This is a genomic window from Bacillus sp. MYb78 (assembly GCF_002975115.1).
Taxonomy (GTDB): Bacteria; Bacillota; Bacilli; order Bacillales; family Bacillaceae_G; genus Bacillus_A; species Bacillus_A cereus.
In genome coordinates this window covers 1-20,639 of the sequence record NZ_PCOB01000022.1, presented here as the reverse complement: position 1 = coordinate 20,639, position 20,639 = coordinate 1, and the positions used below count along the sequence as shown (strand labels likewise).

The following is a 20,639-nucleotide window of genomic DNA, read 5'->3' as shown; positions in this document are numbered from 1 at the left end:
TTTGTAACAAAAGAAAAAGAAGGGAGAATGAAAGATATGAAAGAGCAAGTATTACAAGTAACAAAAGGTGACTTCGTAGGATCAGCAAGTGGAGCGGTAGTATTAACAGCATTAATCGTATTTCTATCAAGCGTATTAGTATAATAGAAACTTTGTAACAAAAGAAAAAGAAGGGAGAATGAAAGATATGAAAGAGCAAGTATTACAAGTAACAAAAGGTGACTTCGTAGGATCAGCAAGTGGAGCGGTAGTATTAACAGCATTAATCGTATTTCTATCAAGCGTATTAGTATAATAGAAACTTTGTAACAAAAGAAAAAGAAGGGAGAATGAAAGATATGAAAGAGCAAGTATTACAAGTAACAAAAGGTGACTTCGTAGGATCAGCAAGTGGAGCAGTAGTATTAACAGCATTAATCGTATTTCTATCAAGCGTATTAGTATAATAGAAGTTTTAAATCAAACAAAAATGGAAGGAGAATGAGGGATATGAACAGTGAACAAGTGTTTCAAGTAACAAAAACGGATTTATTAGGATCCTTAGGTGGAGCGGTAATATTAACATCATTTATTCTATTCCTTGCAAGTGTATTAGTATGATATATGTAAATACAACCATTCAAAAAAAATAAAGACTCTAACGTATTAGTAAGCAGTTAATATGTTGGAGTCTTTTTTATTTTCTTCTTATATACCTTCAAGTATTAAAGTTACCTCATTATTTAGCATCCATGGCTAATTAGACGCTGCGGTTGCAACTTGATTCAACGAATAATCAAAAATCCACTGAGTAAAAGCCTGATTGGTGAGGGCTGATTAAAGTTTCACTTTATTTTAAAGAGAAAAAAGTCGAATTTTATATGTAAGAAAAAAAGAGGAATTTGACAGAAAAGATAGAAAATTTTAAAGGTCAGAATTTGTTAGCTTGCTAACTAATTTCTATTTATTTATGTTGGAAGCGTTTTCGGTTGGTTTTAAGTATGGACCATTTAATCTATTTACAGGGGGATGAAGATATTATGAAACAAAAATCTATGGATACGCTAGCTGCACAAATGGAGGACTTTTTTCCAGTACGTGATGTAGATCATTTGGAATTTTACGTAGGGAATGCAAAGCAATCGAGTTATTATCTTGCGAGAGCATTCGGATTCAAAATTGTGGCTTACTCTGGATTAGAAACTGGAAACCGTGAAAAGGTATCTTATGTTCTTGTGCAAAAAAATATGCGTTTTGTTGTGTCTGGAGCTTTAAGTAGTGAAAATCGTATTGCAGAGTTTGTAAAGACTCATGGTGATGGCGTGAAGGATGTGGCACTACTTGTTGATGATGTTGATAAAGCATACTCAGAAGCAGTGAAACGTGGTGCCGTCGCAATTGCTCCACCAGAGGAATTAACAGATGAGGACGGTACATTGAAAAAAGCAGTTATTGGTACGTATGGTGATACAATTCATACGCTTGTAGAGCGTAAAAATTATAAAGGGGCATTTATGCCAGGATTCCAAAAGGTAGAGTTTAATATTCCATTTGAAGAGTCTGGCTTAATTGCTGTCGATCATGTAGTTGGTAATGTTGAAAAAATGGAAGAGTGGGTTAGTTATTACGAGAATGTCATGGGCTTTAAACAAATGATTCATTTTGATGATGATGATATTAGTACAGAGTATTCGGCTTTAATGTCGAAAGTTATGACAAATGGAAGCCGTATTAAGTTTCCTATTAACGAACCAGCAGACGGAAAGAGAAAGTCACAAATTCAAGAGTATCTAGAATTCTATAATGGAGCTGGTGTACAGCATCTTGCTTTATTAACAAGTGATATTGTTAAAACGGTTGAAGCGCTTCGTGCAAATGGGGTGGAGTTTTTAGATACACCTGATACTTATTATGATGAGTTAACTGCACGAGTTGGAAAAATCGATGAAGAAATTGATAAATTAAAAGAATTAAAGATCTTAGTAGATCGTGATGATGAAGGTTACTTACTACAAATCTTTACGAAACCAATTGTAGATCGCCCGACTTTATTTATTGAAATCATTCAACGTAAAGGTTCTCGTGGATTTGGTGAAGGAAACTTTAAAGCGTTATTCGAATCAATTGAAAGAGAACAAGAGCGTCGCGGAAACTTATAAGATTTATATCCACCAGCAAAAGTCCCTTTGCTGGTGGAAATTTCATTTTTATAAGGAGGAATCAGGATGAAATTTGTTACATTTCGTCTTCCTTCAAAAGAAATACGGGCTGGATGGCTTGAAGGTGACAAAGTAATAGATATGAATCTTGCTAGTGAAGGGAAAATCCCTTCTTCTATAATGGCTTTTTTAGAGAAAACGGATGAGTATGTAGAAGTAGTGCGGAATATTAAGAATCCAAATAAGGGTATATATGCTTTAGAAGAAGTACAATTGACAGCTGCTCTTCCTAATCCGAGTAGTATTCGAGATTTTTACGCATTTGAACAACATGTAAAAACAGCTCGTGGACGAAGAGGACTAGATGTTGTGCCTGAATGGTATGATATTCCGGTTTTTTATTTTACTAATCATCGTGCTGTAATTGGTTCCGGTGATTTTGTAATTGGTCCGAAAAAGTCTAAAAAGCTTGATTACGAGTTGGAGATTGCTTGCGTAATAGGAAAAGAAGGGCGAAATATTTCTCGTGAGCAAGCAGAGGAATATATTTTTGGTTATTGTATTATGAACGACTGGAGTGCGAGAGACTTACAAGCAACAGAAATGAAAGTAGGTCTCGGTCCTGCGAAAGGAAAGGACTTTGCAACTTCGTTAGGAGCACATCTTGTTACGAAAGAGGAATTAGATGTTTATCGTAATGGTGATCGATATGATTTAGAAATGACTGCTCATGTAAATGGAAAACTATTATCAAAGGGAAACTTCCAAGATATTTACTATACATTTGCTGAAATGATTGAACGTGCTTCAGAGGACGTGACGTTATATCCAGGAGATGTGATTGGTTCTGGGACAGTAGGAACAGGCTGTATTTTAGAACTTGGTACAGAAGAGTGGCTACAAGATGGAGATGTTGTAGAGCTGTCGATTACTGGTTTAGGTACACTACGTAATACGATCAAAAAAGAAAAGGAAGCGGGTGATGGGCATGTTTTATCGTCACATGGGAGAACTACCTCATAAACGACATGTACAATTTCGTAAAAAAGATGGATCGCTTTATCGTGAACAGGTAATGGGAACGAAAGGATTTTCTGGTACGCAGTCTATTTTGTATCATCACTATATGCCAACAGAAGTAGGTCATTCTGCATTATCGCATTCTTGTCAGTTGCAGTATGAAGAGGATGTTGCTCTTTCTCATCGCCACTTCCGAACGAAAGAAAATAAAAAAAGTGGTGATGCAATAAGTGGACGAAATTTCATACTTGGAAATGAAGATTTGTTAATTGGAGTAGTGAGCCCAACAGAAAAAATGGATTATTTCTATCGTAATGGTGATGGCGACGAAATGTTATTTGTTCATTATGGAACAGGGAAAATTGAAACGATGTTTGGAACGATACACTATAGAAAAGGCGACTATGTAACGATCCCAATTGGAACGATTTATCGTGTTATTCCAGATGAAGGTGAGACTAAGTTTCTCGTTGTAGAGGCGAATAGCCAAATTACAACGCCGCGTCGTTATCGAAATGAATATGGACAATTGTTAGAGCATAGTCCGTTTTGTGAAAGAGATCTTCGTGGTCCAGAAAAATTAGAGACCTATGATGAAAAAGGCGAGTTTGTCGTAATGACAAAGTCAAGAGGCTATATGCATAAACATGTTTTAGGACACCACCCGTTAGATGTTGTTGGATGGGATGGCTATTTATATCCGTGGGTATTTAATGTAGAGGATTTTGAACCAATTACAGGGCGCATTCATCAGCCACCGCCAGTACATCAAACATTTGAAGGGCATAATTTTGTTATTTGCTCTTTCGTACCACGTTTATACGATTATCATCCAGAGTCAATTCCGGCACCATATTATCATAGTAATGTTAATAGTGATGAAGTTCTTTACTATGTAGAAGGAAACTTTATGAGTCGCAAAGGTGTGGAAGAAGGTTCTATTACACTTCATCCGAGCGGAATTCCCCATGGGCCGCATCCGGGGAAAACAGAGGCAAGTATAGGGAAGAAAGAGACACTTGAATTAGCTGTTATGATAGACACATTCCGTCCGCTTCGTATTGTAAAACAAGCACATGAAACAGAAGATGAAAAGTATATGTATAGCTGGATTGAACAAGGTTCATATACTGTGAAATAAGTAAAAAAAGGCATGCTCTCAATAAGGGAGCATGCCTTTTTTGTGGAATCGACATGTATAATAATACCAAAAATAGTTGTCGAAAGATATATAGAAAGAATGATAAGGATAGTGCATATTCAGAAGAATTTCTACTTGTTTCGACAAAAGTATTGACTAGGAAAAGCGTAATGAGTAAAATAAAAAAGCGAATTAAAAATTTTCAGAAAATTTAAAACTTGGAGGAGTGAAAGATGAAGCAAATTTTTCAAAAGAAGCCAATTGCAAAGTTAATGCAAGAAAGTAAGCAAAAAACGTTAGCAAGAACATTGGGCGCGCTAGATTTAACTATGCTTGGAATCGGAGCAATTGTTGGAACTGGTATTTTTGTTCTAACGGGTGTTGTGGCAGCGAAACATTCTGGGCCAGCTATTATATTATCATTTGCGATTGCCGCGCTAGCTTGTGCCTTTGCTGCATTTTGTTATGCTGAATTTGCTTCTTCAGTTCCTGTCTCGGGCAGTGTGTATACGTATACATACGCGACGATGGGGGAAGTATTCGCATTTTTAATTGGCTGGGACTTAATGCTTGAATATTTACTTGCTACATCTGCTGTAGCAAACGGTTGGTCTGCATATTTTCAATCTTTATTAAAGGGGTTTGGAATCCACATTCCGACTATTCTCTCCTCGGCTCCTGGTACAGGAAAGGGTGGGATAATTGATCTACCTGCAGTTCTAATTATTTTAGTGATGACAGTTCTTTTATCTAGAGGTGTTCGTGAAAGTGCACGAGTAAATAACGTTATGGTATTTATTAAAATAGCAGTTGTTCTTATTTTTATTTTTGCTGGTTTTAATTATGTGAAACCTGAAAACTGGACGCCTTTCATGCCATTTGGTTTAGATGGTGTAATGGCTGGAGCGGCCACAGTATTCTTTGCATTTATAGGATTTGATGCAGTTTCAACAGCGGCAGAAGAAGTGAAACGTCCGCAACGTGATTTACCAATTGGTATTATTGCATCGTTATTAATTTGTACAGTTCTTTATATCGTTGTTTCGCTTATTTTGACAGGAATTGTTCCATACGGCCAGCTAAATATATCAGATCCAGTTGCTTTTGCACTGCAATTTATTGGACAAGATGGCTTAGCGGGGGTAATTTCAGTAGGAGCAATTACAGGGATTACAACAGTAATGCTAGTTATGATGTATGGGCAAGTTCGTGTTTCTTATGCGATGAGCCGAGATGGTTTATTACCGAAGCGTCTTGCTAAAGTTCATCCGAAATTTAAAACGCCATTTTTAAATACATGGACAACGGGAATTATTGCGGCACTGATTTCAGGATTAATAGATTTAAATGTTTTAGCACATCTTGTAAACATGGGGACATTGTCAGCATTTGCACTCGTAGCTGTTGCGGTAATTGTAATGAGAAGAACCCATCCAGACTTACCAAGGGCATTTAAGGCTCCGCTTGTACCATTTTTACCAGCGTTAACAGTGATTTTCTGTTTATACTTAATGCTTCAATTATCGGGGACAGCATGGATTAGTTTTGGGATATGGATGGTTATTGGTATAGCGGTTTACTTCTTATATAGCCGAAAACATAGTGCTTTAAATAATAGTAAAAAAGAAGAAGATGTTGCGAATTTATAAGCGAAAAAAATCCATTCTAATGCTGTTAGAATGGATTTTTTTATTTGAAAATTTACATTTTTCTGAACTTATTATAAGATAATTGTTGGCTAACTAAAGGAGTGAAATGATGAAAAATACGTGGCGTGAGTTAAGGGAGATGGACCGTAACGTATGGATTCGATTTATTGGAGAGACGTTAAATGGAATTGCAATGATGATGTTAATGCCTTTTTTGCATTATATTTAAAAGATAAGGTAGATTCGTTGTTGGAAGTTGGGGTTATTATGGCGCTTTCTCCAATTGCTGCAAGCTTTGGTTCACTTATAGGAGGGAGAATTGCTGACATATATGGAAGAAAGCCGATTATGATATTTTCTATGGCAAGTAATGCATTATTAATGCTCGGTTTTCTATTTATAGAAGGATTTATTCCATATGCAATTTTATCTATTTTTTTAGGATTGAGTAATTCTTTATTTCATCCAGCTGCATCAGCTATGGTCGCAGATGTAACGGCACCAGAAAAAAGAACAGAGGCATATGGTTTATTACGAATGGGACACAATATAGGTGCTGCGATTGGTCCGATAATGGGAGCATCAGTAGTTGTGTTGTCAAAGAATCTTGTGTTTATTATTGCCTCTTCTACAATGCTATTTTATGCGTTACTTGTATTACTTCTTATTCAAGAGACGATGCCAAAGAGGACAGATAAGGAAGAACATAAAGAAAAGGAATCTGGGGCAGTTTGGAAAATTGTCATGCGAGATAAGGCATTAATGATTTACTTATTAGCAGGTATTATCATTTCGATGGGGTTTTCTCAAACAGAAGGCATGTTGCCACTACATTTTGATAACGAAATGAAGCGTATTTTTGGAGCGAATAATCCATATCCATATTTAATGGCGTTAAACGGACTATTAGTTGTTTTATTCCAATTTCAAATTTCAAAATGGGCTACGGATAAACCAGTCGGGAAGACGATGTTATATGGTGCATGTTTGTTCGGGATTGGATTATTTTTTATAGGGTGGTTACCGAAGTGGTTTGGAGAGTTTAATACAAATGCTACAGTTATTTTAATAACACTACTGTTCGTTTATGCTATATATACGTTAGGTGAGATGATTATGTCGCCTGTACAGATGACATTTGTAGCAAACTTGGCCCCTGAGCATTTGAGAGGGACTTATATGGGCGCTGCAAGTTTGCAGTGGATTACAGGAAGCGCATTTGGTCCACTTTTGGGAGGCTTTTTATTAGATCGATTACTTGGCCACTTGCTATTTACAATTTTAGCTGTAGGATGTGTAGTTGCAGGTATTGTATATATTTCTTTAGATCGCCTTGTTGAGCAAAGGCAAAAAGATACACTAACCAAACAATCTTCTTAGTAAATAGGTGACATACACAAAAAAGGGGATTTCTACATATTTTAGGTACATAACTAGATAGGATTACCATTTCATTTTAAAATTCACCTTTGTATAGTAGTGAAATAGAAAAAGTGTAGAAAACCAATAAGTAGTGTCATTTAATTATTTGTGGAAGTTACATTTTATTTCAAATAGGAACTACCTATTTTTATAAAAAGTGCTAAAATAGAAAAATGAAAACAATTGGTTAGGGTGATTTCAGTGACAAAAATTAAATTAGGTTTATTATATGGTGGAAAATCAGCTGAGCATCAAGTTTCGTTACAGACGGCTCTTGCTGCTATTAAAGCGTTAAATCAAGATAAATTCGAGATTCATCCAATTTATATTACAGAACAAGGTCAATGGGTACGTGGTGAGCGTATTGAAGGTGAAGTAACAGATGTTGAAGCTTTAAAAATGAGTAGTGCAGAAAATGCGATTTCTCCGTTATCATTAAGTACAGAGATTATTCCATCTGCAGCTTCTGAGGAAAACGCTATTGACGTTATTTTCCCATTACTACATGGACCAAACGGTGAAGATGGAACGGTTCAAGGATTATTAGAATTGATGAATATTCCTTATGTAGGAAATGGTGTTCTAGCATCATCTGCTGGTATGGATAAAGTTGTTATGAAAAACATCTTTGCAGAGGCTGGTTTAAAACAAGCAAAATATGCGTCTTTCATTCGCAGTGCATGGGAAAAAGATCGTCAGGAAGCTTATTCTAAAGTAGAAGATAAATTAGGATATCCTTGTTTCGTAAAACCAGCAAACCTTGGTTCAAGTGTTGGTATTAATAAGTGTAAAAATCGTGAAGAACTTGAGAATGCATTTGTAGAGGCATTCCAATTTGATCGCAAAATTATTGTAGAAGAAAATATTGTAGGTCGTGAAGTAGAAGTTGGGGTACTAGGTAATGATGAGCCGAAATGTTCAGTTGTAGGTGAAATCGTTCCGAAAAAGGACTTCTATGATTATAAGTCGAAATATATCGATGGTGATACGGCGTTAATTATTCCAGCTGAAATGACAGAAGAAGAATCTGATGTGATTAAGCGTGATGCAATTATTGCGTTCCAATCATTAGATGGTGCAGGCTTAACGCGAGCTGATTTCTTCTTAACGAAAGACGGAGAAGTGTATATTAACGAAGTAAACACTATGCCAGGATTTACACCGTTTAGTATGTTCCCTCTATTATGGCAACATACTGGGTTACCGTATCCAGAGTTAATCGAAGAGTTAATTCGTTTAGCGATTGAACGTCACGAAGAAAAACAAAAAATTAAATATACAATCTAACAAAAAAAGGAGGAAGCACTATTCGTAGGAATAGTGCTTCCTCTATGTAAGGAGCGTTTCTATATGATAAAGCGAATGTTAAAGCAAGTAGAACAGATGGTAAATGGTACTGGATTAGCAGAGCAATATGAGGGAACTATTATTCAAGGCGTGTCTATTGATACGAGAAAAATTGAAAAAGGAAACTTATATGTTCCGATTCAAGGGGAGCGTTTCGATGGACATGCTTTTGTAGATAAAGCAGTTGAAAATGGAGCTGTAGCTACATTGTGGATGAAAGATGTAGCAAATCCACCCGAGAATCTTCCGGTTATTTTTGTAGAAGATACGCTATCTGCACTGCAAATGTTAGCGAAAAACTATCGCGATCAATTGGATGTTAAAGTTGTTGGTGTGACAGGTAGTAACGGTAAAACATCCACGAAAGATATTGTGACAAGTATTCTCGCGACTAAGTTCAAAGTTCAAAAAACAGAAGGGAATTTCAATAACCATATTGGGTTACCTCTCACTATTTTAAACTTAGAAGAAAATACAGAAGTAGCTGTATTAGAAATGGGTATGTCAAGCCGAGGAGAGATTGAATTTTTATCTAAGTTAGCTCGTCCTAATGCAGCTATCATTACGAATATTGGTGAAGCACATTTAATGGATTTAGGATCTCGTGAGGCCATTGCTGAAGCGAAATTAGAAATTGTTACAGGGTTACAAGAAGGTGGCGTGTTCGTATATAATGGAGATGAGCCGTTATTAACGAATCGTGTTCCTGAAATGAATTTAGCAGCGGAAACAGTTACGTTTGGTGATGCAAGAGCCAACGATTACTATCCAACAACTGTAACATTACAGGCAACTGGGACACATTTTAAAATGAATAGAGATGAAAATATTTCATTCTACCTACCGGTGTTAGGAAAACATAATGTGTACAATACACTTGCTTCAATGGCAATTGCGACACATTTTGGTGTGACGTGGGAAGAAATGAAACAAGGTTTAGTAACACTTCAAATGACGGGCATGCGTATGGAGATTGTAAAAACGGATAGTGGATTAACAATTATCAACGATGCTTATAATGCAAGTCCGACGGCTATGGAGGCAGCATTCCATTTAATGAATGGTTTAGATGGATTTACTAAAAAAATCGTTGTGCTTGGTGATATGTTAGAACTTGGAAATCAAGAAGTGCAGTTCCATTATGAGGTAGGTAAATTAATCGATCCAGCAAAAATCTCACATGTATTCACATACGGTAGATTAGGAGCTCAAATTGCTGAAGGAGCGAAAATTAATTTCCCTAATGAACGTGTAAAGGCGTATGATAATAAAGAAGAGTTAGTAAGAGATTTACAAGCAGTAGTCGATGCGAAAGATGTTGTATTAATAAAAGCATCTCGCGGTATGAAATTAGAAGAAGTAATTACGATGTTGAAATAATTGGTGTATATAAATAGGGATGATAGTCACGAAAATAGAAGAAACTTATAATAAGCGCTTACAGTAAATGATAAAAAAATAAAAGTAAAGAAAAAGGCCCTGAATATAAAATAAGGTAACAGTTGGGTTTGCTTTTTACACATACAAAACTTATAATTGATAAAGTGTAATAACGTTTAGAAGTATTTTCGTGAAGAATATACGCCCGGTTATATACGTGAGCATTCAGGAAAAGGGCTTTTCCGCAAATTCGGAAAACGCCTTTTTTTAAATGATAAGTATAGGATAGAAAAGGAGAAGTAACATTGACAACATTTCGAGAATTAGGATTAAGTGAGTCTTTACTGCAATCGGTTGAAAGTATGGGCTTTGAAGAGGCTACGCCGATTCAAGCTGAAACAATTCCACATGCATTGCAAGGTAAGGATATTATTGGGCAAGCGCAAACAGGTACAGGGAAAACAGCAGCATTCGGATTACCACTATTAGATAAAGTGGATACAAATAAAGAAGCAGTTCAAGGTATTGTTATCGCGCCAACGCGTGAATTAGCAATTCAAGTTGGAGAAGAGCTATACAAAATTGGTAAACATAAACGTGTTCGTATTCTACCAATTTATGGTGGTCAAGATATTAACCGCCAAATTCGTGCTCTAAAAAAACACCCACACATTATTGTTGGTACGCCGGGTCGTATTTTAGATCATATTAACCGTAAAACACTTCGCTTACAAAACGTAGAGACTGTTGTTCTTGATGAAGCGGATGAAATGTTAAACATGGGCTTCATTGAAGATATTGAAGCGATTTTAACAGATGTGCCAGAAACACATCAAACATTATTATTCTCAGCGACAATGCCAGATCCAATCCGTCGTATTGCTGAGCGTTTCATGACTGAGCCTCAACACATTAAAGTAAAAGCAAAAGAAGTAACAATGCCAAACATTCAGCAGTTCTATTTAGAAGTGCAAGAAAAGAAAAAGTTTGACGTGTTAACACGCTTACTAGATATTCAATCTCCAGAGCTTGCGATCGTATTCGGTCGTACAAAGCGTCGTGTTGATGAATTATCAGAAGCATTAAACTTACGTGGTTATGCAGCAGAAGGTATTCATGGTGACTTAACACAGGCGAAACGTATGTCTGTATTACGTAAATTTAAAGAAGGTGCTATTGAAGTTCTTGTTGCAACAGACGTTGCTGCACGTGGTCTTGATATTTCAGGCGTAACACACGTATACAACTTCGATATCCCACAAGATCCAGAATCATACGTTCACCGTATCGGTCGTACTGGCCGTGCAGGTAAAAAAGGTATTGCAATGTTATTTGTAACACCACGTGAATCAGGACAATTAAAAAATATCGAGCGCACAACAAAGCGTAAAGTTGATCGTATGGAAGCACCGACACTTGATGAGGCATTAGAAGGTCAACAACGTTTAATCGCCGAAAAACTTCAAAGCACAATCCAAAATGAGAACTTATCATACTACAAGCGTATTGCAGAAGAAATGTTAGAAGAGAATGACTCTGTAACAGTAGTAGCTGCTGCTTTAAAAATGATGACTAAAGAGCCGGATACAACTCCGATCGCTTTAACATCAGAACCACCAGTTGTTTCAAGAGGTGGCGGTTCTAAAAAACGTGGCGGTAACGGAGGCGGATACCGTGATGGTAACCGTAATCGTAGTCGTGACGGACGTGGCGGTGGCGATGGTCGTAACCGTGATGGACGTAATCGTGACGGAAACCGTGATCGCAATCGTGATGGAAACCGTGATCGTAATCGTGATGGTGGTAGTCGTGGTCGTAGAGGTGAAGGTCAAGGTCGCCCAGGATCTTCAAATGGACGCGGCGAAAGAAAACATCATAGCCGTCCACAAGCTTAATAAAAAAGAGAATGCCCTTTGTTGGCATTCTCTTTTTTTATTTCTGTAATTGTGCATACTACATAGTAGTTATGATAGAAAAGGGGCTGTTATATGCTTGTAAGGCTTGGTTACGTTGCGATGAGTGTGCATTTGAAGAATGCATCCCCATCTCAAACGATGACGTACGCACAGTTTCAGAAAATAGATGATCGTGATGCTGCAATTCGTAAACTTGAAAGAATTGCTAATTCCAATTTGGAAAATTGTTTACGTTTATTAAAGCATAATAAGGGACATGACATATCTTTCTTTCGGCTTAGTTCTAAGCTCATTCCTTTAGCGAATCATGAGGAATTGCTAGAGTGGAACTATATTCGTCCTTTAAAAGAAAAATTGAAAGAATTAGGTGAATATGCAATTCATATGAATATGCGAATTGATTTCCATCCAGATCATTTTGTTGTACTAAATTCACCTGAGGAGAGTGTTTTTAAACAATCTGTAAAGACATTGCAGATGCACAAAAAATTATTAAAAGGCATGGGGATTGAACATAAGCAACGATGTGTACTACATGTTGGAGGAGGGTATAAAGATAAAGAACTTGCATTAGAGCGTTTTATAGAGAATTGGTCTAATGTCCCAAGGGGTATTCAAGAAATGATTATATTAGAAAATGATGATACAACTTTTACGTTAGAGGAAACATTATATTTAGGAGAAAAATTAGATATTCCCGTCGTGTTTGATTTGCATCACCATATGATGAATAATGAGCAAGAAGATTGGTATGAAGATTGGGCACGTGTTGTTCATACGTGGGAAACATCTTTGTTACCGGTTAAAATGCATATCTCTAGCCCTAGAGAGGGAAAAGATCCAAGAGCTCATGCAGATTATATTAATGTAGACGCATTTTTATCTTTTTTAAGAAGGATAAAGGGAAGTGTTCCGCAAATTGATTGTATGATTGAGGCGAAGATGAAGGATGAGTCTTTATTTCAATTAATGAGGGATTTAAACGAACAGGTAGATGTAGAAATTATCGATGGTGCAAGCTTTTATATTAAATAAGCTTTGCACCATCGTTTTTTTTTGTTAAAAAAGGAGTTAAAATGCCGCCGGTTATTAAACCTGTTAAATGACTGATCGGATTGGCGGAAGGATTAAAGAAAGTAAATAGCAGTAATAGAAGTATCACAATTGAGAAAATGGCAATTTCTTTTGGTTTTGAAGAGCGGTATCGATTGTACAATAAAAATAATTGTGCGCCTAATAGTCCGAAAATACCACCTGATGCACCTGCGTGAATATATTCAGGAGGCATAATAATATAAGAAGAAATATTTCCGGAAATTCCAGAAAGAAAAAATAGAATAAAAAAAGAAAAGTGTCCGAGTTGCTTTTCGATAGAAGAACCAAGTGCAAACAAAAAAATACTATTAGAAAGAAAATGTTGTAAGTCTACGTGTACCAGAAGGGAAGTTATGACACGCCACCATTCTCCTTTAGCGATATATTCATTAGAGGCTGCCAGTGGGAAGAGGAAAAAGTCGCCTAATATCATCATGACTAAGTGAATAAAAAGTAAGGTGAGAATAGTCGGTTGTAAAGAAATCTGAGTAGATCTTATTAGCATACGGTTACTATCACCCCTTTTGCATCAGAAAGATTCTCTGTTATTCTTATCAATATGAAAGAAGAAAGTTAAATAGAAGAAGGGGATTTTGAAATGATTATAGGGATTGGAATCGATATTATTGAATTAAATCGTATTGAAAAAATGCTAGATGGAAAGCTTAAATTTATGGAACGTATTTTAACAGAAAATGAACGTAATGTTGCTATGGAGCTGAAAGGAAGTCGTCTTACAGAGTTTGTAGCTGGAAGGTTTGCAGCGAAAGAGGCGTATTCAAAAGCTGTAGGTACTGGTATCGGGAAAGAAGTGAGCTTTTTAGATATTGAAGTGAAAAATGATGAAAGAGGTAAGCCGATGCTGATTACAAGTACAGAGTATGTTGTTCATTTATCAATTAGTCATAGTAAGGAATTTGCTGTTGCTCAAGTTGTTTTAGAAAGCTCGTCACGCTAGTCTGCATATTTTATATCTTTGTCTCATATATTTGAGGTAGCGATAAGGAAGGTACATCTTCCATTCATTTATAGGGGCAAAGGGGCTGAAGTGATGAAAAGGCGTCTGTTTTTAGTTCTTGTCGGTTTGTTGACCGTTTTTGTGTTGGCGGGTTGTGTGGAAAAGAAACAAGATGATGTCGTGAGAGATTTAGAGGCGAAAGTAAAAGGGATGAAAAGTTATCAAGCTGAAGCGAAATTATCTATTAAAACAGGGAATGAGCCTCAGGAGTATAATGTAGAGATTTGGCATAAGGAACCGTCTTTTTATCGTGTGAATTTAAAGAATGCAAAAAAAGATCAGAGCCAAATCATTTTAAGAAATGAAGAAGGTGTATTTGTATTAACGCCAGCACTTAATAAGAGCTTCCGTTTTCAAAGTGATTGGCCGCAAAATAGCAGCCAGGCTTATTTATATGAATCACTTGTAAGAGATATTTTGCAGGATAAGAAAAACCTTACTTTCGAGAAAACAGATAAGTATTATATTTTTAAAACAAAAACAAACTATCAACATCAAAATATGTTGCCGAAACAAGAGATTACGCTGAAGAAGAGCGATTTGACTCCAGTTTCAGTGAAGTTAATGGATAATGATCAAAATGTTCTTGTAAAAGTAGATTTCTCTAAGGTGAAATTCGATGCGAAATTTGATAAAGGTGCATTTGATACGAAACAAAATATGTCTAGAGCGCAGGTAGATGTTCAAACAACAGCAAAAGAAGACAAACCGTTTGCTATTTTGTATCCACTTGATACACCGCAAGGTATGACTCTGCAAGATGAAAAAGAGTTGAAGACAGACAGTGGCAAGCGTGCGATACTCACATACACTGGAAATAAGAAATCCTTTACTTTAATACAAGAAAAGGCAAAAGTTGCAGAGGCTTCATCAGCGGTAAGTGTAAGTGGAGAACCAGTTGATCTTGGGTTTACGATTGGTGCATTGACGAAAGACTCTGTAACGTGGTCGCATAACGGAGTAGAATATATGCTCGTGTCTAAAGGTTTAGAGCCGAAGGAGCTACTAATGGTTGCTCGTTCAGTTACAGCGAAGCAGGTGAAGTAAACTTCTTAGACGTGGTGATATATGTGCACCACGTCTTTTCTTAGTTTGAAGGTGGATTTCATAAAAGAAGCATATAAAAGAATAAGCTTCGCATATCGTGTATAAGGAAGTGTATTTATGGAAGAAGCACCATTTTACCGTGACACTTGGGTGGAAGTGGATTTAGATGCCATTTATAACAACGTTACGCATATTAAAGAGTTCATCCCAAGTGATGTAGAGATTTTTGCTGTAGTTAAAGCAAATGCATATGGGCACGATTATGTACCGGTGGCTAAAACGGCATTAGAAGCGGGTGCAACAAGGTTAGCAGTTGCTTTTTTAGATGAAGCTTTAGTGCTTCGGAGGGCTGGTATTACTGTGCCGATTTTAGTGTTAGGTCCCTCGCCGCCGCGTGATGTAAATGTAGCTGCTGAAAATGATGTAGCGCTAACTGTTTTTCAAAAAGAATGGGTGGACGAAGCAATTAAACTTTGGGATGGTTCATCTGTAATGAAATTCCATATTAACTTTGATAGTGGTATGGGGAGAATTGGAATACGTGAAAGAAAAGAACTGAAAGCATTTTTAAAGAGTTTAGAAGGTGCACCGTTTTTAGAGTTAGAAGGAGTATACACGCATTTTGCAACGGCAGATGAGGTTGAGACTTCGTATTTTGATAAGCAATATAATACGTTCTTAGAGCAGTTAAGTTGGTTGAAAGAATTCGGAGTGGATCCTAAGTTTGTCCATACAGCTAATAGTGCTGCCACGTTACGTTTTCAAGGGATTACATTTAATGCAGTGCGAATTGGGATTGCAATGTATGGATTATCTCCTTCTGTAGAAATACGTCCTTTTTTACCATTTGAATTAGAACCGGCGCTATCACTGCATACGAAAGTAGCTCATATTAAACAGGTGATTAAAGGTGATGGAATTAGTTATAACGTCACTTATCGAACGAAAACTGAAGAATGGATCGCGACTGTAGCGATTGGTTATGCAGATGGATGGCTTAGAAGATTACAAGGATTTGAAGTGCTTATAAATGGTAAAAGGGTACCGATTGTAGGGCGAGTAACAATGGATCAGTTCATGATTCATCTTCCTTGTGAAGTGCCGCTTGGTACGAAAGTTACGCTTATTGGAAGGCAGGGAGATGAGTATATTAGCGCTACAGAGGTTGCGGAATATTCAGGGACTATTAATTATGAAATTATTGCAACGATCAGTTTCCGTGTGCCAAGAATATTTATACGGAATGGTAAGGTTGTAGAGATAATTAATTACTTGAACAATATATAGAAGGTAGTATGATTGCTTCTTGTCATTGGATTGACTGTTCATTACTGGATAATAAGCTCTTTTTGATGAGAAGCTTTTTACTTATAATCATTTTTTATATAAGTTACACGTAAGTTTTGAAGAGGAGTTCTATTGTTTTTAGTTAGTTATGAGATAAAAAATTTAAGAAGATGAATGTTTTGTTTATGAATTGGAAAACATAAGCAAGGAATAAGGAAGTCTTTGCAACAGGCTCCATACAATGGTATTATTACAATAGGTGTCATATATATATTTGGGTGTGTAGTTGACGGTGGAGGTGTATTTTTGTGTCCGAATCAAGTGTAACTACTGAAATCGTGGTTCGGTTGCCAAAGCAAATGGTAACGGAATTGGACGGAATTGGAAAACAAGAGAATAAGAATCGCCATGAACTAATTTGCCAGGCAACACAATTGTTATTGCGTCAACATAAGACGAAGAAACGCTACCAACATGAATCAATGCGACGTGGGTATATTGAAATGGGAAAAATTAATCTTGGTATTGCATCTGAAGCTTTCTTAGCGGAGTATGAAGCAGCTCATACAGTAGAACGCTTAGTTAGCGGGGGGTAATATTTTGATTGTAAAACGCGGCGACGTGTATTTTGCAGACCTTTCCCCAGTTGTTGGTTCTGAGCAAGGAGGCGTTCGTCCGGTTCTTGTCATTCAAAATGACATCGGAAATCGTTTTAGTCCAACGGTGATTGTAGCGGCTATTACTGCACAGATTCAAAAAGCGAAATTACCCACTCATGTGGAAATTGATGCGAAAAAGTATGGTTTTGAGAGAGATTCTGTTATTTTACTTGAGCAGATTCGAACAATCGATAAGCAACGCTTAACGGACAAAATCACTCATTTAGATGAAGTGATGATGAGTCGTGTAGATGAAGCGTTACAAATTAGTTTAGGACTAATAGATTTTTAAATCGGCAGTTTAAGTTGCTCTCTTTGAAGGGCAACTTTTTTTTATTATAGAGGAGGTTACGGTTGTATATGGAAATGGTAGATAATCGACAAGCGTTAATGAAAATGTTAGTGAAAGAATTAGGCTTTAGCGAAAAGCAAGTTCGTCATGTTATTCAATTAACAGAAGAAGGTAACACAGTTCCATTTATTGCTCGTTACCGAAAAGAATGGACAGGCTCTTTAGATGAGGTGCAAATTCGTGCGATTTTAGAGAGATGGCAATATATGATGCAACTTGAAGATAGGAAGGAAGAAGTTATTCGTCTTATTGATGAGAAGGGAAAACTGACAGGAGAGCTGAGACAGCAAATTGTTAAAGCTACAAAGTTGCAGGAAGTAGAAGATTTGTATCGTCCATATAAAGAGAAAAGAAGAACGAAAGCGACGATTGCAAAAGAAAAAGGGTTAGAACCGTTAGCTGAATGGTTGTTGTTATATAAGAAAGAAGATCCGGCTAAAAAGGCAGTGGAATTTATTAATGCAGAGAAAGAAGTGCAATCTGCAGAAGAAGCTTTACAAGGTGCACAAGACATTATTGCAGAAATGATTTCAGATGAAGCTACGTATCGTAGTTGGATTCGAAATATTACTTTTAGAAAAGGTATTATGTCTTCGTCTGTAAAAGGTGAAGAAAAAGATGAAAAGAATATATATGAAATGTATTACAGTTATGAAGAACCATTGCAAAAAGTAGTACCACATCGTGTATTAGCAATGAATCGCGGTGAGAAAGAAGATATATTGAGAGTTTCTGTTGTCCCACCAGTAGATGAGATATTAAATTTCTTATATAAGAAAGTAATTCGTGATAACGATTCTAAAAGTGCGCATTATGTACAATTAGCGATTGAAGATGGTTATAAACGATTAATTCAATCTTCAATCGAAAGAGAAATTCGTAAAGAATTAACAGAAACAGCTGAAGAACAAGCGATACACATTTTCTCTGAGAACTTACGTAACTTATTATTACAACCTCCGATGAAAGGGAAAGTCGTGCTAGCGGTAGACCCGGCATATAGAACTGGTTGTAAATTATCTGTAGTAGATGATACGGGGAAAGTACTACATATTGATGTTATTTATCCGCATCCGCCTGTTCGTAAATATGATGACGCAAAAACGAAAGTTCTTTCTATTATAGATAAATATCAAGTTGAAATGATTGCAATTGGTAATGGGACAGCATCTAGAGAAACAGAGGAATTTATAGTAGATGTATTACAAAGTGTGAAACAGGAAGTCTTTTATATTATTGTAAATGAAGCGGGTGCTAGTGTATATTCAGCTTCTGATTTAGCTCGTGAAGAATTCCCGAATTTACAAGTTGAAGAGAGAAGTGCCGTTTCTATTGGAAGACGTCTGCAAGACCCACTGGCTGAACTTGTGAAAATTGATCCTAAATCAGTTGGGGTTGGACAATACCAACATGATGTATCTCAAAAGAGATTGAATGAGTCATTAACATTTGTAGTAGAGACAGCTGTTAACCAAGTTGGGGTTAATGTAAATACGGCTTCGGTTGCATTGTTACAATATGTTTCAGGTTTATCGAAAACTGTTGCGAAAAATATTGTGGCAAAGAGAGAAGAGGATGGGAAATTCACAAAGCGCACGGAATTAAAGAAAATCCCACGTTTAGGTGCAAAGACGTACGAACAATGTATAGGTTTCTTGCGTATATTAGAAGGAGCGAATCCATTAGATAGAACAGGTATTCATCCCGAACAATATAAAAATGTTGAATTGTTATTGAAGAGTTTAGGGTTATCGATAGATGACGTAGGACAACCGCAATTACAAAAGAGATTGGAAGAAGTAGAGATTTCTAAGTTGTCTCAAGAAACGGGGGTTGGGGAGCCGACGTTAGTTGATATTATAGATGCGCTCATTAGCCCAGAACGAGATATGAGGGATGAGTTGCCTAAACCACTTCTGAAAAAAGGGATTTTGAAATTAGAAGATTTAAAACGTGGTATGGAACTAGAAGGAACAGTGCGTAACGTTGTTGATTTTGGTGCTTTTGTTGATGTAGGCGTAAAGCAAGATGGTTTAGTGCATATTTCTAAGCTTAGTAAACAGTTTGTAAAGCATCCGTTAGATGTTGTATCAGTAGGACAAATTGTAAAAGTATGGGTAGATGATATTGATACAAAAAAAGGACGCGTTGCACTATCTATGTTGCCGATTGAATAGTAAGAGAAGAGAGCAGATGAAACTGCTCTTTTTTTATAGAATAAAAAGTGTAATGGATTATGAGTTTTGATGTATTTTGCTATAATAAAACCAGCATTCATTTAGCAATTTAATTTGATACCGGTTTTTTTCGAAATATGCACGTTGCATCTGTTTTTTTAGCCACGTAGGCATAGGAATCCCTCCTTGTTTAATCCTACTCTCAAAAATCTAAAGTGCTATTGATGAGAGGTTGGTGAGTGGATTTCTATTCATGTTGTGTTTTTAGAAACCACGCGTCTTGAATGAGGATGGGTATATGTACTATTTAATATATGTATAAGAAGCGTGAAAAGTGTAAAAATATTTTTTTGTTTAGGAGGAATGAGAATGGGCGAGGGAGAAATTCAACGGCTAGTGGAAGAAGTATCGCTACAATACTTCGGAATGCCGTTTTTACATAAAGCAACGTTCAATAGTAGGCTGCGTACAACTGGTGGGCGTTATTTGTTGAAGAGTCACAATGTTGAACTGAATTATCGATATTACGAAATGTATGGTAAGGAGGAGTTAATCGGAATCATCAAACATGAACTGTGTCATTATCACTTGCATATTACAGGAAGAGGGTATAAGCACAGGGACAGAGATTTTCGTGAGTTGTTAAAGAAAGTTGATGCACCTCGTTTTTGTAAACGAATGATTAATGAAGAGAAGGAAAAAAAGATTTATAAGTATGAATGTATGGAGTGTTTACTTCAATATGTAAGAAGGCGTCAAATAAATACAAAAAGATATGTCTGCGGAAAGTGTAAAGGGAAACTCAAACCGATATCGAAAACATCTTGACAGTAAAAACACAATCCAGTATATTATAAACATGTCACGTTTGAACAAGATGTTGTTAAAAACTTCTTGACTTACAGAAAGAATTTTTATAAGATACAAATTGTCTTCATTATTCCGCAGTAGCTCAGTGGTAGAGCTATCGGCTGTTAACCGATCGGTCGTA

The 20,639-nt window shown here is 36.5% G+C and carries 21 protein-coding genes and 1 pseudogene; 20 read left to right on the top strand and 2 right to left on the bottom strand.

Features of this window, described 5'->3' with window-relative positions; all coding sequences use genetic code 11:
- Positions 1-36: 36 nt before the first annotated feature.
- From CQ064_RS27060 to uvsE, 13 genes and pseudogenes are all read left to right on the top strand, one after another.
- Positions 37-144: a DUF3948 family protein gene (locus CQ064_RS27060; RefSeq protein ID WP_000664237.1), complete on the top strand. Its 108-nt coding sequence runs from the start codon at positions 37-39 to the stop codon at positions 142-144.
- A 34-nt stretch (positions 145-178) separates the two neighbouring features.
- The gene (locus CQ064_RS27055; RefSeq protein WP_000654250.1) at positions 179-295 is read left to right on the top strand and encodes a DUF3948 family protein; all 117 of its coding nucleotides are present in this window, start codon (positions 179-181) and stop codon (positions 293-295) included.
- A gap of 34 nt (positions 296-329) precedes the next feature.
- Entirely contained in the window at positions 330-446 is a 117-nt protein-coding gene (locus CQ064_RS27050) for a DUF3948 family protein (RefSeq protein ID WP_000654250.1), read from the top strand.
- Positions 447-489: 43 nt separating this feature from the next.
- The gene (locus CQ064_RS27045; RefSeq protein ID WP_001083691.1) at positions 490-600 is read left to right on the top strand and encodes a DUF3948 family protein; all 111 of its coding nucleotides are present in this window, start codon (positions 490-492) and stop codon (positions 598-600) included.
- 419 nt (positions 601-1,019) lie between these two features.
- Complete coding sequence (gene hppD / locus CQ064_RS27040; protein ID WP_000810920.1) at positions 1,020-2,138, top strand: 4-hydroxyphenylpyruvate dioxygenase; 1,119 nt, start codon at positions 1,020-1,022, stop codon at positions 2,136-2,138.
- Between the two features lie 66 nt (positions 2,139-2,204).
- Positions 2,205-3,161 (top strand): fumarylacetoacetate hydrolase family protein, encoded by a 957-nt coding sequence (locus CQ064_RS27035; RefSeq protein WP_000673993.1) that lies wholly within the window; start codon positions 2,205-2,207, stop codon positions 3,159-3,161.
- Positions 3,127-4,299 carry a homogentisate 1,2-dioxygenase gene (locus CQ064_RS27030; protein ID WP_014481934.1) on the top strand — a complete coding sequence of 391 codons (1,173 nt, stop codon included), beginning with the start codon at positions 3,127-3,129 and terminating at the stop codon, positions 4,297-4,299. The genes CQ064_RS27035 and CQ064_RS27030 overlap by 35 nt, the downstream gene beginning before the upstream one ends.
- Before the next feature lie 233 nt (positions 4,300-4,532).
- Complete coding sequence (gene bcaP / locus CQ064_RS27025; protein ID WP_000809371.1) at positions 4,533-5,948, top strand: branched-chain amino acid transporter BcaP; 1,416 nt, start codon at positions 4,533-4,535, stop codon at positions 5,946-5,948.
- Between the two features lie 109 nt (positions 5,949-6,057).
- Positions 6,058-7,328, top strand: a pseudogene (locus CQ064_RS27015) (MDR family MFS transporter).
- A gap of 243 nt (positions 7,329-7,571) precedes the next feature.
- Complete coding sequence (locus CQ064_RS27010) at positions 7,572-8,657, top strand: D-alanine--D-alanine ligase (RefSeq protein ID WP_000161433.1); 1,086 nt, start codon at positions 7,572-7,574, stop codon at positions 8,655-8,657.
- A gap of 63 nt (positions 8,658-8,720) precedes the next feature.
- Positions 8,721-10,097 (top strand): UDP-N-acetylmuramoyl-tripeptide--D-alanyl-D-alanine ligase, encoded by a 1,377-nt coding sequence (gene murF / locus CQ064_RS27005; protein ID WP_000595969.1) that lies wholly within the window; start codon positions 8,721-8,723, stop codon positions 10,095-10,097.
- A 305-nt stretch (positions 10,098-10,402) separates the two neighbouring features.
- Positions 10,403-11,992 carry a degradosome RNA helicase CshA gene (gene cshA / locus CQ064_RS27000; RefSeq protein WP_000206602.1) on the top strand — a complete coding sequence of 530 codons (1,590 nt, stop codon included), beginning with the start codon at positions 10,403-10,405 and terminating at the stop codon, positions 11,990-11,992.
- A gap of 93 nt (positions 11,993-12,085) precedes the next feature.
- Complete coding sequence (gene uvsE / locus CQ064_RS26995; protein WP_000961144.1) at positions 12,086-13,048, top strand: UV DNA damage repair endonuclease UvsE; 963 nt, start codon at positions 12,086-12,088, stop codon at positions 13,046-13,048.
- Here the strand turns inward: uvsE and CQ064_RS26990 are convergent.
- On the bottom strand, positions 13,041-13,613 hold the full coding sequence (locus CQ064_RS26990) for a rhomboid family intramembrane serine protease (RefSeq protein WP_000908526.1): 573 nt from the start codon (positions 13,611-13,613) through the stop codon (positions 13,041-13,043). The two genes, uvsE and CQ064_RS26990, sit on opposite strands and share 8 nt — an antisense overlap.
- 93 nt (positions 13,614-13,706) lie before the next feature.
- Here CQ064_RS26990 and acpS point away from each other — a divergent pair, with 93 nt between their 5' ends.
- From acpS to CQ064_RS26960, 6 genes are all read left to right on the top strand, one after another.
- On the top strand, positions 13,707-14,066 hold the full coding sequence (acpS, locus tag CQ064_RS26985) for a holo-ACP synthase (protein WP_000583419.1): 360 nt from the start codon (positions 13,707-13,709) through the stop codon (positions 14,064-14,066).
- 156 nt (positions 14,067-14,222) lie between these two features.
- Complete coding sequence (locus CQ064_RS26980; protein WP_002094231.1) at positions 14,223-15,173, top strand: LolA family protein; 951 nt, start codon at positions 14,223-14,225, stop codon at positions 15,171-15,173.
- A gap of 117 nt (positions 15,174-15,290) precedes the next feature.
- Positions 15,291-16,460, top strand: a complete 1,170-nt coding sequence (gene alr / locus CQ064_RS26975; RefSeq protein WP_000390593.1) for an alanine racemase — start codon at positions 15,291-15,293, stop codon at positions 16,458-16,460.
- A 308-nt stretch (positions 16,461-16,768) separates the two neighbouring features.
- Positions 16,769-17,056, top strand: coding sequence for an antitoxin EndoAI (locus CQ064_RS26970; RefSeq protein ID WP_000004570.1), 288 nt, complete (start codon positions 16,769-16,771; stop codon positions 17,054-17,056).
- 4 nt (positions 17,057-17,060) lie between these two features.
- Positions 17,061-17,411, top strand: coding sequence for a type II toxin-antitoxin system endoribonuclease NdoA (gene ndoA / locus CQ064_RS26965; RefSeq protein WP_000635965.1), 351 nt, complete (start codon positions 17,061-17,063; stop codon positions 17,409-17,411).
- Between the two features lie 68 nt (positions 17,412-17,479).
- Positions 17,480-19,648, top strand: a complete 2,169-nt coding sequence (locus CQ064_RS26960; RefSeq protein ID WP_000426207.1) for a Tex family protein — start codon at positions 17,480-17,482, stop codon at positions 19,646-19,648.
- Positions 19,649-19,705: 57 nt separating this feature from the next.
- Here CQ064_RS26960 and cmpA read toward each other — a convergent pair whose 3' ends face one another.
- Positions 19,706-19,822, bottom strand: a complete 117-nt coding sequence (gene cmpA / locus CQ064_RS26955) for a cortex morphogenetic protein CmpA (RefSeq protein ID WP_001143640.1) — start codon at positions 19,820-19,822, stop codon at positions 19,706-19,708.
- A gap of 195 nt (positions 19,823-20,017) precedes the next feature.
- Here cmpA and CQ064_RS26950 point away from each other — a divergent pair, with 195 nt between their 5' ends.
- Positions 20,018-20,476: a SprT family protein gene (locus tag CQ064_RS26950; protein ID WP_000503730.1), complete on the top strand. Its 459-nt coding sequence runs from the start codon at positions 20,018-20,020 to the stop codon at positions 20,474-20,476.
- Positions 20,477-20,639: the final 163 nt, after the last annotated feature.

Bases quoted from the DNA above. Each gene is read 5' to 3' on its own strand.
- acpS (WP_000583419.1), top strand. From the start codon at position 13,707: ATGATTATAGGGATTGGAATCGATATTATTGAATTAAATCGTATTGAA.
- bcaP (WP_000809371.1), top strand. From the start codon at position 4,533: ATGAAGCAAATTTTTCAAAAGAAGCCAATTGCAAAGTTAATGCAAGAA.
- CQ064_RS27055 (WP_000654250.1), top strand. From the start codon at position 179: ATGAAAGATATGAAAGAGCAAGTATTACAAGTAACAAAAGGTGACTTC.
- murF (WP_000595969.1), top strand. From the start codon at position 8,721: ATGATAAAGCGAATGTTAAAGCAAGTAGAACAGATGGTAAATGGTACT.
- CQ064_RS26990 (WP_000908526.1), bottom strand. From the start codon at position 13,613: ATGCTAATAAGATCTACTCAGATTTCTTTACAACCGACTATTCTCACC.
- uvsE (WP_000961144.1), top strand. From the start codon at position 12,086: ATGCTTGTAAGGCTTGGTTACGTTGCGATGAGTGTGCATTTGAAGAAT.
- CQ064_RS26960 (WP_000426207.1), top strand. From the start codon at position 17,480: ATGGAAATGGTAGATAATCGACAAGCGTTAATGAAAATGTTAGTGAAA.
- CQ064_RS26950 (WP_000503730.1), top strand. From the start codon at position 20,018: ATGGGCGAGGGAGAAATTCAACGGCTAGTGGAAGAAGTATCGCTACAA.
- cmpA (WP_001143640.1), bottom strand. From the start codon at position 19,822: ATGCCTACGTGGCTAAAAAAACAGATGCAACGTGCATATTTCGAAAAA.
- hppD (WP_000810920.1), top strand. From the start codon at position 1,020: ATGAAACAAAAATCTATGGATACGCTAGCTGCACAAATGGAGGACTTT.
- CQ064_RS27045 (WP_001083691.1), top strand. From the start codon at position 490: ATGAACAGTGAACAAGTGTTTCAAGTAACAAAAACGGATTTATTAGGA.
- CQ064_RS27030 (WP_014481934.1), top strand. From the start codon at position 3,127: ATGTTTTATCGTCACATGGGAGAACTACCTCATAAACGACATGTACAA.
- CQ064_RS27035 (WP_000673993.1), top strand. From the start codon at position 2,205: ATGAAATTTGTTACATTTCGTCTTCCTTCAAAAGAAATACGGGCTGGA.
- alr (WP_000390593.1), top strand. From the start codon at position 15,291: ATGGAAGAAGCACCATTTTACCGTGACACTTGGGTGGAAGTGGATTTA.
- CQ064_RS27060 (WP_000664237.1), top strand. From the start codon at position 37: ATGAAAGAGCAAGTATTACAAGTAACAAAAGGTGACTTCGTAGGATCA.
- CQ064_RS27050 (WP_000654250.1), top strand. From the start codon at position 330: ATGAAAGATATGAAAGAGCAAGTATTACAAGTAACAAAAGGTGACTTC.